At 64.6% G+C, this 13,086-nt stretch carries 10 protein-coding genes; 4 read left to right on the plus strand and 6 right to left on the minus strand.

Going from position 1 to position 13,086, the window contains the following annotated elements:
• Positions 1–88: 88 nt before the first annotated feature.
• The 3 genes from FOM02_RS38290 (at position 89) to FOM02_RS38300 (ending at position 3,981) form a co-directional block, all read left to right on the plus strand.
• Positions 89–1,009 carry a LysR family transcriptional regulator gene (locus FOM02_RS38290; RefSeq protein ID WP_035730113.1) on the plus strand — a complete coding sequence of 307 codons (921 nt, stop codon included), beginning with the start codon at positions 89–91 and terminating at the stop codon, positions 1,007–1,009.
• Positions 1,010–1,133: 124 nt separating this feature from the next.
• On the plus strand, positions 1,134–2,438 hold the full coding sequence (pncB, locus tag FOM02_RS38295; protein WP_027562203.1) for a nicotinate phosphoribosyltransferase: 1,305 nt from the start codon (positions 1,134–1,136) through the stop codon (positions 2,436–2,438).
• Positions 2,439–2,673: 235 nt separating this feature from the next.
• Positions 2,674–3,981, plus strand: coding sequence for a GGDEF domain-containing protein (locus tag FOM02_RS38300; protein WP_027562204.1), 1,308 nt, complete (start codon positions 2,674–2,676; stop codon positions 3,979–3,981).
• A 6-nt stretch (positions 3,982–3,987) separates the two neighbouring features.
• On the opposite strand, the gene FOM02_RS38305 is transcribed toward FOM02_RS38300, so the two are convergent.
• Entirely contained in the window at positions 3,988–4,608 is a 621-nt protein-coding gene (locus FOM02_RS38305; protein WP_084334670.1) for a TetR/AcrR family transcriptional regulator, read from the minus strand.
• A gap of 650 nt (positions 4,609–5,258) precedes the next feature.
• Here FOM02_RS38305 and FOM02_RS38310 point away from each other — a divergent pair.
• A complete protein-coding gene (locus tag FOM02_RS38310) occupies positions 5,259–8,663 on the plus strand; it encodes an acyl-[ACP]--phospholipid O-acyltransferase (protein WP_027562207.1) in 3,405 nt (1,134 codons plus the stop codon).
• Between the two features lie 45 nt (positions 8,664–8,708).
• Here the strand turns inward: FOM02_RS38310 and FOM02_RS38315 are convergent, their stop codons facing one another.
• The 5 genes from FOM02_RS38315 to tcuA form a co-directional block, all read right to left on the minus strand.
• Positions 8,709–9,275, minus strand: coding sequence for a disulfide bond formation protein B (locus tag FOM02_RS38315; RefSeq protein WP_035730115.1), 567 nt, complete (start codon positions 9,273–9,275; stop codon positions 8,709–8,711).
• Between the two features lie 10 nt (positions 9,276–9,285).
• Positions 9,286–9,444: a DUF5993 family protein gene (locus FOM02_RS38320; RefSeq protein WP_027562209.1), complete on the minus strand. Its 159-nt coding sequence runs from the start codon at positions 9,442–9,444 to the stop codon at positions 9,286–9,288.
• A gap of 71 nt (positions 9,445–9,515) precedes the next feature.
• Positions 9,516–10,622, minus strand: coding sequence for a tricarballylate utilization 4Fe-4S protein TcuB (gene tcuB, locus FOM02_RS38325; RefSeq protein ID WP_027562210.1), 1,107 nt, complete (start codon positions 10,620–10,622; stop codon positions 9,516–9,518).
• Positions 10,623–10,626: 4 nt separating this feature from the next.
• Entirely contained in the window at positions 10,627–11,655 is a 1,029-nt protein-coding gene (locus FOM02_RS38330; RefSeq protein ID WP_027562211.1) for an esterase, read from the minus strand.
• 27 nt (positions 11,656–11,682) lie between these two features.
• Positions 11,683–13,074: an FAD-dependent tricarballylate dehydrogenase TcuA gene (gene tcuA / locus FOM02_RS38335; RefSeq protein ID WP_027562212.1), complete on the minus strand. Its 1,392-nt coding sequence runs from the start codon at positions 13,072–13,074 to the stop codon at positions 11,683–11,685.
• Between the last annotated feature and the right edge of the window lie 12 nt (positions 13,075–13,086).

The raw sequence follows: 13,086 nt of genomic DNA on the forward strand, positions 1-13,086 counted from the left end.
TGTGGCGCCCGGGTCCGGGCACGCGGCTTATCGGGAGATCATGGGGCGACCTATTCTCAAGATAAATAGATGGATTATAATACATTGCATGAAAGAAATCGATCATTTGGCGCTCGACGGCCACGCCCTCGAGCTGTTCCTCTCCGTGCTGGAGGAAGGTTCGGTCACGGCGGCGGCGACGCGGCTCGGCCTGACGCAGTCGGCCGTCAGCCACGGCCTGAACAAGCTGCGGCGGATCGCGGGCGATCCGCTGTTCGCCAAGTCCGGCCGCGGCATCGTCGCCACCGCGCACGCGCAGGCACTGGCCGCCAAGGCGCGCGCCCTGATCGACGAGATGCGCAGCTTTGCCGGCGGCGTCAGCTTCACCCCGGCCACGGCGCAGCTCTCGCTGACGATCGCCGCCAACGATTTCCAGCGCGACCTGCTGCTGCCGCGGTTCTTCGATCATGTTGCGGGACAGGTAAAGGGTCTGAACCTGCGCGTGATCCCCTCGCAATCGCCCTCGCCCGCGATGCTGCGCGAAAACCGCTGCGATCTCCTGATCACGCCGCTGCCGCCGTCGGGCATCGACATCGTGCAGAAACGCCTGCTGAGCGATCACTATGTCTGCTATTTCGATCCCAGGGCGCGCACTGCTCCGTCCGGCCGCAGCGCCTATCTGGCGGCGCGCCACATCACCGTGGTCTACACCGACAATGAGCGGCTCGACTTCGACCGCCGGCTGGCCGCAAGCGGATTCCACCGCGACATCGCGATCTCCGTGCCGAGCTTCTCCGGCGTGCCGTCCTTCCTGCGCGGATCGCAGATGCTGGCGAGCATGCCGAGCCTGCTTGCCTCCGGCGTGATGCACGGTTTCGCGCAAACGCGGATACCGCTGGCCTCGCGCACGCGAACGCTCGCCGAGCTGCCGATGTTCATGGTCTGGCACCAGCGCTACCAGAAGGATCCGGCCCATCGCTGGGTCAGGAATCAGCTCGAGATTGTCGCAACGACGGCAGCCGGCGGCTGACCGCATCGACTGCGTCCGAGCGGGCCCGGATCGCGCACGGCCATGCTCGGGACTGGTCACGGCGACGCCCAGCCCCTCGCCAAACCCACTGGTTGAGCGCGGGCGGCCACGCTAGAATTCGGCCATGACAGTGACCGACATTGCGAGCCGAACCTACAATCACAGCTGGCGGCTGGATCCCATCATCCGCAGCCTGCTGGATACCGACTTCTATAAGCTATTGATGTTGCAAATGATTCGGGAAGATTACCCGGATCAGCAGGTGACGTTCTCGGTCATCAACCGGTCGCGCCATGTGCGGCTCGCCGAGACCATCGATGAGGGTGAGCTGCGCGCCCAGCTCGACCATGCCCGCACCATCCGCTTCACCAAGAAGGAGCTGATCTGGCTCGCCGGTAACACATTCTACGGCAAGACCCACATGTTCTCGGCGGACTTCATCCGCTGGCTCGCCGAATTCCGCCTTCCCGAATACGAGCTGCGCAAGGTCGAGGGTCAATACGAGCTGCATTTCCACGGACCCTGGACCCACACCACGATGTGGGAGATCCCGGCGCTCGCCATCCTCAACGAATTGCGCTCCCGTTCGGCGATGAAGGGCCGCGGCCGTTTCGAGCTCGACGTGCTGTATGCCCGCGCCAAGGCCAAGCTGTGGACCAAGGTGGAGCGGCTGCGCAAGCTGGAGAATTTGCGGTTGTCGGACTTCGGCACCCGCCGCCGCCACGGCTTCCTGTGGCAGCGCTGGTGTGTCGAGGCAGTAAAGGAAGGCCTGGGCTCGTCCTTTATCGGCACCTCCAACGTGCTGCTCGCGATGGATAACGATCTCGAAGCCATCGGCACCAACGCGCACGAGCTGCCGATGGTCGCGGCAGCGCTCGCCAAGGACGACGAGGAATTGCGCTGGGCGCCCTATCGCATTCTCGACCAGTGGCGCCAGACCTATGGCGGCAATCTGCTGATCGCGCTGCCCGACGCCTTCGGCACCAAGGCGTTCCTGCGCGATGCGCCGGAATGGGTCGCCGACTGGACCGGCTTCCGTCCCGACAGCGCGCCGCCGATCCAGGCCGGCGAAGAGATCATCAAATGGTGGGAGAAGATGGGACGCAATCCCAAGGACAAGCTGCTCGTCTTCTCCGACGCCATGGATGTCGGCTCGATCGAGGAGACCTATCACCATTTCGCCGGCCGCGTGCGGCTCTCCTTCGGCTGGGGCACCAATCTCACCAACGACTTCGTCGGCTGCACGCCGGACGGCTCGTTCAACCTCGATCCGATCTCGCTGGTCTGCAAGGTGTCGTCGGTCGACGGCCATCCGGCCGTCAAGCTCTCCGACAACCCGGAGAAGGCGACCGGAATGCCCTCCGAGATCGATCGGTACTTGCGCGTCTTCGGTGACGCCGGTCGCGTGCGCAAGCCGGTGCTGGTCTAGAATTCTCTCGATCGGGTAAATCGCACGCGACGAATGCGAGGCATCGGCTCGCCGACGCTGCGCCAGTTCCGATCTTCCGGCATTTGAAGCGATCTGCACCCATCCACTTCACAGCGCCTTCACTCTGCGACGCAGTCCCTATCGCTTTCAGGTCGAGTTAAGCAACGATCTCCTCTACTTGGCGTTGCAGGCGCAACGCTCCGCTGGGGTCGTTGATCGATTTGGGGAACGCAGGGTGTTTCGCAGAACAGCGTCTTCGACGAAGGGACACAGCTTCCTTCATGTCATCAAGCTCGTCTCGCCTTTCGTCATGGTCGTCGTGCTCCAGGCGGCGATCGCGGGATTCAGTCTCGAAGTGATGTCGTCGGTCCGCGCCTATGTCGCGGGCGAAGCGTTGTGGTCGCGCTCGCAGAAGAACGCCGTCTATTTCCTCAATCTCTATCTGCATTCGGGCAAGGCCAGCCAGTTCACGCAATACCAGGCCTCGCTCGCCGTTCCGATCGGCGACGAGTTCGCACGCTGGGCGCTCGAGCGCGATCCGATCGACGTCGAGGCCGCCCGCATCGGGTTTCTGCAAGGCGGCAACCATCCCGACGATGTTCCGGGCTTGATCTGGCTGTTTCGCTACTTCAATGGCGTCAGCTTCCTCCAGGAGGCGATCCGCGAGTGGGCCGCGACCGACCCCATGCTGCTGGAGCTGAGCGTGTTCGGCGAGGTGATCCGGTCCGAGCTGGAGAGCGGCCCGGTTCAGGACAAGGACCGCCTGCAATTCCTGTCGTCGCGGCTCTCGGACCTCAACGCTCAATTCACGGTGCATGCCAACCGCTTCTCCACCGTGCTCGGCGAAGGCTCCCGCGCCATCAAGGTGACGCTGACCTGCATCAACATCGTCACTGCGGTGATGCTGATCGTGCTCCTGGTCTGGCACACGCGGCGATTGGTGTTGCAACGACAGGCATTCGAGGACGCCTTGCATGCCGAGAAGGAGCGCCTCGCCTTTCAGGCTTCGCACGACTGGCTGACCGGCCTTTCCAACCGCCGCGCCTTCGAAGCGCGCCTGCAAAGCGAGCTGGACAACACCGCGGCGGGTTCGCTCGCATTGATCCTGCTCGACCTCGACCAGTTCAAGAGCGTCAACGACAGCTGCGGCCATCTCGCCGGCGACCGCCTGCTTTGCCAGGTTTCGCAGCTGCTGCAACAGGATCGGCGGCGGCATGATCTGGTGGCCCGGCTCGGCGGCGACGAATTCGGCCTGATCCTGCCGCAGTGCTCGCCCGCGAACGCCGTCGATATCGCCGAACGGTTGCGCCGGTCGCTCGAGATGTTCAGCTTCGCCTGGGACGATCGTTGCTTTACTGTGACCGCGAGCGTCGGCGTCACCTGCATTGCCGATCGCGACACCACGCTCGAAGACGCGATGCGGCGCGCGGACGCCGCCTGCTATCGCGCCAAGGAAAAGGGACGCAACCGGGTCCAGGTCGACAGTGCGAAAGCGGACGTCGTCCTCGTTGCGTCCCGGCCGCGCGAGGCTGTCCGCGCCTGACGCGGCTCATCGCCGGCTGGGGATCCCAAGACCGGCCAAATGCGCGTCCAGGAACTGTTCGACCTGCTGACGCAGCATCTGCGATGGCACGGCCACCATGCGCTCCTCGAGGCCGAGCGAGATGATGCCATGCACGGCCGAAAACAGCGTGCGCGACAGCAGCGCGATCTTCACGTCGTCCGCATCCGGTAGCACCCGCACAAGGGGCGGATGCATCAGCGCAAACGCATCCATCACCATCTGGAGGATGTCGTCGGGATAAGGACGGTCGTCCTCCATCCGGTGCTCGAACAGCGAACGCAGCAGATTGGCGTGCTCGGCGAAGAAGTCGAGATAGGTCTCCGCCAGCCCATAGAGCTGGCGAACCGGATCCTCGGCCGGAACCCCTTGCAGTCGCAGCGTCAGCGCCTGAACCGTCTCCCGATTGACGGTCAATATCACCCCGTCGAAATCGCCGAACTCGTTATAGACGCTGCCGACCGAGCAGCTGGCAGCTTCCGCGACGTCCCGAACCTTCAATGATCTCAATCCTTTAGTCGCGATAATGCTGCGGGCGATCTCCAGGATCTGGAGCCGCCGCCGATTTTTTTTCTGGTCTCGCAGCGATTCGTCTTGAACATTGTTCATTTTCAAGCTACTCACGTGAACATTGTTCAAATTAACCCGGAGACCCGCAAAATGCAAACCCTCGCTGTTGATATCGCCTCCACTTTCGTTGATGACGCCGCCGCTCTGGCGACCGGCCTCGGTCGCGCCCTGCTGCGGTTCGCCATGGCTCCGATTGATCGCATCGCCAATGCCTGCGACATTGCCGGCGTGCTGGCCGAACGGCGCGCGACCTTCCGCATGTGGCGGGCCAGTCGCACCCGTGCCCGTCACGACGGCCGCCGGTTCAGCATGATCCGCCGCTTCTCGCCCTTTCGCCATCTGGCCCATCTCACCTGAGGCAACGGTTCGGAGCGGCTAGAATGCAAGGGCCGGTTGCAACAAAGGACTCACCATGTCCCGACATTCGCAGCCCATCCCGCGATCCTCGGCGATGCGGTTCACTTTTCCTCATCGTCCGGCGCGATATCCCCGACAGGTGCGGCCCTTCCGCCCGACCAGATATTTGCGAACCTAACGAGATCACTTGGAGACCAACAGGATCGGAGGACCGGGGGACAGAGCAGGCGGTGACCGTCGTCACCCCGCAATCGTTCGCCCCATATCCTTCCGGTCGTGACTTTTCACTAACAGTAACAACCTCAGGCTGCCTTTCCAAAACAGGACTAGTCATGATCAGGGATTTGATGTCGTCACGCCGCTTTGCGCCGCTGTTCTGGGCGCAGTTCTTCTCGGCGCTCAATGACAACGTGCTCAAGAACGCACTCGTCATCATCCTGCTTTACAGTGCCGCAACCGGCCACGGCGATGCCCTGGTGACGGTGGCAGGCGCCGTCTTCATCTTCCCCTATTTCATCCTGTCCGGGCTCGGCGGCCAGCTCGCTGACAAATACGTCAAATCCGTCGTCGCAAGGCGGCTCAAATTCGCCGAGATCTTCGCCGCGGCCTTTGCCGCCGCCGGCTTCTTCCTGCATTCGGTGCCCCTGCTGTTCGCAGCGCTGGCGCTGTTCGGCATCATCGCCGCCCTCTTCGGCCCCGTGAAATATTCGATGCTGCCGGACCAGCTCGAGCTCGGCGAGCTCGCGACCGGCAACGCGCTGGTCGAAGGCGCGACCTTCATGGCCATCCTGCTCGGCACCGTCGCCGGCGGCCAGTTCGTCGCCGGCTCCGCGCACATGGGCTGGGTCGCATCGGCCGTGGTCGTGCTGGCGCTGTTGTCCTGGGCCTTCGCCTCGCGCATTCCCGCGACCACGCCGTCCGCGCCCGATTTGCCCGTCAACGCCAATCCCTGGACCTCGACGCTGAGCCTGCTGAGGACGCTGCACGCCGACCACCGGCTGTGGGACGGCACCGTGATCGTCTCCTGGTTCTGGCTGGTGGGCGCCATCGTGCTGTCGCTGCTGCCGGCCCTGATCAAGGAGGTCGTCGGTGGCACCGAGGGCGTGGTGACGCTGTGCCTTGCGGTCTTCGCGATCGGCATCGCCATCGGCTCGCTGTTCGCGGCCAGCCTGAGCCACGTTCGCCCGAATCTCGCGCTGGTGCCGATCGGCGCCATCATCATGGGCTGCGCCGGCCTCGACCTCGCCTGGGCCATCGCCGTGACCGCCAAGGGTCAGGACATCACCGCGGCCAGCTTCGCGACCTCGTTCGCCGGCCTGCGTATGCTCGCCGACTTCGTCGCCTTCGCCTTCGGCGGCGGCCTGTTCGTCGTTCCCTCCTTCGCCGCCGTGCAGGCCTGGTCGGCACCGAACGAGCGCGCCCGCATCATCGCTGCCGGCAACGTGCTGCAGGCCGCCTTCATGGTGGTCGGCTCGCTGTTCGTCGCGCTGCTCCAGGCGGGCGGGCTGCATGTCGGCTGGATCTTTTTCGGCCTCGGCATCGCCAGCTTCGGCGCGGTGTGGTTCGTGCTCAATAAATGGGGCAAGGAAGGCGTGCGCGACTTCGGCTCGCTCTTGTTCCGCGCACTGTTCCGCACCGAGGTTCGCGGGCTCGAGAACCTGCCGCCTCCCGGCACGCGGATGCTGATCGCGCCGAACCATGTCAGCCTGATCGACGGCCCGCTGCTGCACGCCGTGCTGCCGATCGACGCGAGCTTCGCGGTCGATACCGGCATCTCCAAGGCCTGGTGGGCCAAGCCCTTCCTGCGCGTGGTCAAGCACTACACCATGGACCCGACCAAGCCGCTCGCCGCACGCGACCTGATCAAGCTGGTCGCCGCCGGCGAACCGGTGGTGATCTTCCCGGAGGGACGCATCACCGTCTCCGGCTCGCTGATGAAGGTCTATGACGGCACCGCGATGATCGCCGACAAGGCCGACGCCGTGGTCGTGCCGGTCCGCATCGAGGGCGCGCAGCGCTCGCATCTCAGCTACCTCAACGGCAGCCAGATCAAGCGTTCGTGGTTCCCGCGCGTGACGGTCACGATCCTGCCGCCGGTCAAGCTCCCGATCGATGAACAGCTGAAGGGCAAGGCACGCCGCAATGCCGCGGGCGCCGCGCTCCAAGACGTGATGATCGATGCGATGGTCAAGAATGCCATGCTCGATCACACCCTGTTCGAAGCGCTCGGCCACGCCTATCGCGACCGCGACACCGGCAAGGTCATCATCGAGGATGCGCTCGGCACCACGCTGACCTATCGCAAGCTGATCCTCGGCGCGCAGGTGCTGAGCAGCAAGCTCGAAGCCGGCACGTCGGCCGGCGAGAATGTCGGCGTGCTGCTGCCGAATTCGGCGGGCGTTGCTGTCGTGTTCATGGCGCTGCAGAGCATCGGCCGCGTCCCGGCGATGCTCAACTTCTCCGCCGGCCCGGTCAACGTCCTCGCCGCCATGAAGGCCGCGCAGGTCAAGACCGTGCTGACCTCGAAAGCCTTCATCGAGAAGGGCAAGCTCGACAAGCTGATGACCGCGATCTCCGCGGAAGCGCGCGTGGTCTATCTCGAGGACGTCCGCGCCTCGATTGGCACGGCCGACAAGATCAAGGGCCTGCTCGCCGGCACCGCGCCGCGCGTCGCCCGTCAGGCAAACGATCCGGCCGTGGTGCTGTTCACGTCGGGCTCGGAAGGCACGCCCAAGGGCGTGGTGCTGTCCCATCGCAACATCCTCGCCAACGCCGCGCAGGCGCTGGCGCGGGTCGATGCCAACGCCAACGACAAGGTGTTCAACGTGCTGCCGGTGTTCCACTCCTTTGGGCTCACTGGCGGAATGATGATGCCGCTGCTCGCGGGCATTCCGATCTACATGTACCCTTCTCCGCTGCACTACCGCATCGTGCCCGAGCTGATCTACCAGACCGGCGCCACGATCCTGTTCGGCACCGATACGTTCCTCACCGGCTATGCGCGCTCGGCGCATGCCTACGACTTCCGCACGCTGCGCCTCGTGATCGCCGGCGCCGAGGCGGTCAAGGACCGCACGCGCCAGGTGTTCATGGAGCGCTACGGCATCCGCATCCTCGAAGGCTATGGCGTCACCGAGACGGCGCCGGTGCTGGCAATGAACACGCCGATGGCCAACCGTCCCGGCACCGTCGGCCGCCTGTCGCCGCTGATGGAAAGCCGCCTCGATCCGGTCCCCGGCATCGAGGAAGGCGGACGTCTCTCGGTGCGCGGACCGAACGTGATGCTCGGATACTTGCGGGCCGAAAATCCCGGCGTGCTCGAAAAGCTCGCCGAGGGCTGGCACGACACCGGCGACATCGTGGCCATCGACTCCGCCGGCTTCATCACCATCAAGGGCCGCGCGAAGCGCTTTGCCAAGATCGCGGGCGAAATGGTCTCGCTGTCGGCGGTCGAGGCCATCGCGACGACGCTGTGGCCGCAGGCCGCCTCGGTCGCGGTGTCGATCCCCGACCAGCGCAAGGGCGAACGCATCGTGCTGCTGACCACGGAGAAGAGCGCCGAGCGCAGCGCGATGCAGGCCCAGGCCAAGACGATCGGCGCCTCCGAGCTGACCGTTCCCGCGACGATCATGGTGGTCGACAAGGTACCGCTGCTCGGCACCGGCAAGACCGACTATGTCACCGCAACGACGATGGCCCGCGAGCAGGCGCCCGCGCCGGAGCGCGAGGTGGCGTGAGGCTCATGATCGTCGCACCGGCGAATGCCCGGTGCGACGATCCCGTCACTTGAGCAGGAGATAGCGGACCGGGTTGTCGTCACACTGCCCTGCTCCGCACTCCAGCACGGTCGACAGCAGATTTGCGGCAACCAGAACTGCGAAGATCGCGAACACCGCGTTCGATGCCGGACCGTTCAGAGGCACGGCGCCATCGCGGTCGTCCGTCACGTCCTTCAGGACGAAGACGAGCGCGACATAGCAGACGATTCCGACCGCCGCGATCAGCGCCCAGGTGTAGAAATGCAAGCCCAGCAGCGTCGAACCGTAGCCGGGATCGCCGGGCGCGAGATGCAGCGACACCTGCCGCATCGAAATGAAGCCGGTAACGAGGCTCGCAATGAGGATCATCGCATAGTGCGACGGACGCTCGCCGAGACGCATGTTGAACAGGAATCCCATGCCGATCGCGATGAACCCGGCCCGTTGCAGCAGGCAGAGCGGACAGGGCAACTCGCCAAGCGCAAGCTGATAGAAGAATGCGACAGCCAGGATCAGCGAGATCCCGAGCAGCCCCAGCATATTCAGGATCGCCCCGACCGACCGCCGTCCGCTCACCTCTGTCGCGCCCATCTCGTCACCCTCAGAACGAGAATTTCAGCGGATCGGTCGCGTGGTGGAAGAACCATGCGATGGCGACGACCATGGTTGCGCTCCAGAGCGCATAGCTCAGCCCCGCGCGCGAACGCCAGACCGACGCGCAGCCTGCGAGCGCCAGCAGAAAGGGCAGAAACATGTACATCAGCGTGGGCTCCCCAAGCGATTCGCGCATCGCGCGAACAGCCCCAGAGATACGTCAGCGCCGCATGCCCCTCAAGAGCCGGCTTCGCTGCGCCGCTCCTGCGCATAACGCACCAGGGCCACGAAGCGATAGATGCCGTGCACGAACTTGCCATAGGGCATGGTGATGAACAGCGCGAACACCGCGCCAAGATGCAGCGCCAGCAGCGGCCCCATGGCAGAGGTCTCGCGTAGGACGAGAAGCAGCATGCCGGTAAGGCCGGTCAGCAACAGCATGGCGATGAAGCCGACATCCATGCCGTAACGGTTCTCGTCGAGCAATGCCGGATCGCGCTGGGTCTTGGCCGTGAACAGGCCGATCGGACCGACAATGAGGCCGATGCCACCGAGCGTGCCGAGCACCACGGGCAGATCCCACCACGGATACGGCGCCTCGCGGCCGAGCAGATAGTGGTACAGCGTGGCCACCGAGGTCGCGGCAAAGCACAGCAGGAAGCCGTAGAACGTCAGATGGTGATACAGCTTGCGCCGGTCAGTCGGCTTGTCGTCCTCATTGTAGCAACCAACGCCGCCGCCATGGAGATAGCGCAGCTCGCCGGCGTCGCGGACCGCCTGGAAGATGGAGCCGCCTTCGGCGCGGCCGCCGATGGGTGAGCCGATGTCGCGCCAGAACGCACGCACGCTCATGACGAGGGCCAGGATGGCATAGAGGAAGGCGGCGCTGAACAAGGCGGCCATCGCATTGTGCGGCATCAATTTGTAGAACGCCCCGGGGCCGGTGTGGATGCCGAACAACACGCTGCGGTCGTTCAGGGCTGCGAAGCCGAGGATGAAGGCTGCCATGCTGAGCGCGGCGATGATGCTGATGACGAGACCGTTGCGCGCGAACGCTCCGGACAGCGCCTGCGGCCAGGCATAGGCCGCATAGGATTCGGCACGCGCAACCGCCAGCGTCTTGGGGACGTTGACGTTGAACTCGTGCGGCGGCGAGAACTGGCAATCGACGTAGCAGGCGCCGCACGAATGGCAGAGGTTGGCGAGGTAGTTGAGGTCGCCATCAGAGAAGGCGCGACGCATCTCCATCGCCGGAAACACCGCGCAAAGACCCTCGCAGTAGCGGCAGGAATTGCAGACCGTCATCAGACGGTCGGCCTCGTCCAGAATTCTGGTTCCGTGCATGGCGTTACTTCGTCAGGCCCTTGGCCTCGAGCCATTTCTGGATCAGGCCTGCGACCTCGAGGTTGTTCTTGTCCATCATCACCATGTGGGAATTGCCCTTGATGCCGGCTTGTGGGAGGTCGACGATGTCAACGCTGCCTCCGGCCGCCTTGATGGCATCCGCGAAGGCGATGCCGTTGGCGCGGATTTTTGGCCAGCGCGAGTCGCGCTCGATATAGTCGCCATAGATGATCAGGGTCGGGATGTTCTTCAGCACAGCCGCCTTGGCGAGATCGCCGATGCCGGCCGGCTCGATCGCGATCAGCGCCTTGACCTTGTCGGGCCGGGCCTGCGCGACCTTGAAACCGAAGGTGCCGGCCTGGCTGTGGAACAGGATCACCGATGGGCCGACGCGATCGATCTCGGCAATATAAGCGGCGATGGTCGCATCATCCGTCGTGGTCCAGCGCGGCACGTTCTGCTTGACGAAATTCTCGTAGCCCTCGACGGGAAACTGGTTGCCCGGCAGCACTTTCCGCTTCGCAGGATCGGGATCGTAGGAGTTTGGCCCATCGCCGATGCGGAAGCGCTCGAACGGATTGGCCGTGGTCAGGAAGACCGGCTCGCCTTTGAAGATGTCGGGGTACTGCGCCCAGCCCGCGCGTCCGCGCTCCACCGCGTCTGAATTGTAGACAGCCCATCCCTTGCGCAGGAAATAGTTCAGCCAGCCTTCGCGTCCGTCGGGTGTCGTCTCGTAGGTGACGCCGGTCAGTCCACCGCCGTGCCACATCAGCAGCGGGTATGCGCCCTTCTCGTTGGCCGGCAGGAAATACTGCACGTACATCTGCTCGACCTGATAGGTGCCGTTGGGATCGACCTTGGCCGGCACGCCGCCAGGCGCAAACACAACCTCCCTCACCGGCTTGCCGGAGATTTCGACGAGACGCCCGCCGACATGGAACGAGCCCATGTCGCGCAGGGTGATCGGCTCGGCGGCGCGGGCGTGGCCGATCATCAGCAACGCCGCGGTCGAAGCAATGGCAAGGCGTGACATGGTTGCTCCCTTTATCTTTTCTTTGCCCTAGTTCTTGGCGTGGCGCGCCGCTTCCCGTCCTGCGATGCGTCCGAACACGCTGCCGATGGTCATGCCCATGCCGGCAGCATAGCCCTTGCCGAGCACGTTCCCGGCCATGATCTCGCCCGCCGCGAACATGTTGGCCGACGGCTTGCCGTCAGCCATCAGCATCCGCGCCTCCTTGTTCACGCGCGTGCCGAGATAGGTGAAGGTGATCCCGGGCCGCACCGGATAGGCGAGATAGGGCGGCGTCTCGATCTTGCGCGCCCAGTGCGTCTTTTGCGGCGTGATGCCTTCGGTGCGGCAGTCGTCGAGAATGGTGTGGTCGAACGTGCCTGATAGCACCGCGGCGTTGAACTCGGTGATGGTCTTTTCCAGCGCAGCCGGATCGAGCTCGAGCTTGCCCGCGAGCTCGGCAATGGTCTGCCCCGCGATCGGCGGGAACAGCGTCGGCATGAAGCTGGTAACAACAGTCGAATCGAAAATGATGTAGGCGATCTGGTCGGGCTGCGCCGCGACGAGGCGGCCCCAGATCGCGTAGCGCTTGGGCCAGATGTCCTCGCCCTCGTCATAGAAGCGCTGGGCGTGCTTGTTGACGACGATGCCGAACACGACCGAGTCGTGCCTTGTGATGATGCCGCCGTCGAATTTCGGCGCACGGGCGTCGATCGCGACCGCATGGCACTGGGTGGGATCGCCGACCTCCTGCACGCCCTTGTCGAGCAGCATCTTCAGGATCGAGCCGCGGTTATAGGGTGTGCCGCGGATCAGGAAATTGTCGGCGGCCTCGCCCCAATATTGCTTCAGCCATTCGATGTTGGCCTCGAAGCCGCCGGCCGCGGCCACCAGCGAGGTCGCGCGGATCTCGGTCTCGCCCTTGATCGGCCGCTTCAGGTGCGCGGCGAGGAACATACCGTGCTCGATCACGAGGTCGGTGACCTCGGCATCGTATTCGACCTCGACGCCGAGCTGCTCGGCGGTGAGATAGAGCGCGTTCAGCATCGCGCGGCCGCCGCCGAGGAAGAAGGAATTGGTGCGGCCGAGACTCAGCGTGCCGCCGAGCGAGGGCTGCCAGCGCACGCCCTGCTCCACGATCCAGTTCAGGATGTCCTTGGACTCCCGGATCATGTGGCGGGCGAGAACCTCGTCGGTCTGCCCGCCGGTGACGCGCAGCAGATCCTCCCAGAACTCGTCTTCGGTGTAGGGGCCGGTCAGGATCTCGGTGGCCGCGTCATGGGCGCAACGCATATTGCGGGTGTGGCGGGTATTGCCGCCGCGATAGAATTTTGGCGCGCCTTCGAGCACCAGCACCGAGGCGCCGCCGCGGCGCGCCGAGATCGCCGCGCACAGCGCCGCGTTGCCGCCGCCGATCACCAGCACGTCGTATTTGCTGCCCATGCCGTCTGCCCG

It is taken from the genome of Bradyrhizobium sp. SEMIA (assembly GCF_014844175.1).
In the GTDB taxonomy this organism is placed as follows: Bacteria; Pseudomonadota; Alphaproteobacteria; order Rhizobiales; family Xanthobacteraceae; genus Bradyrhizobium; species Bradyrhizobium arachidis.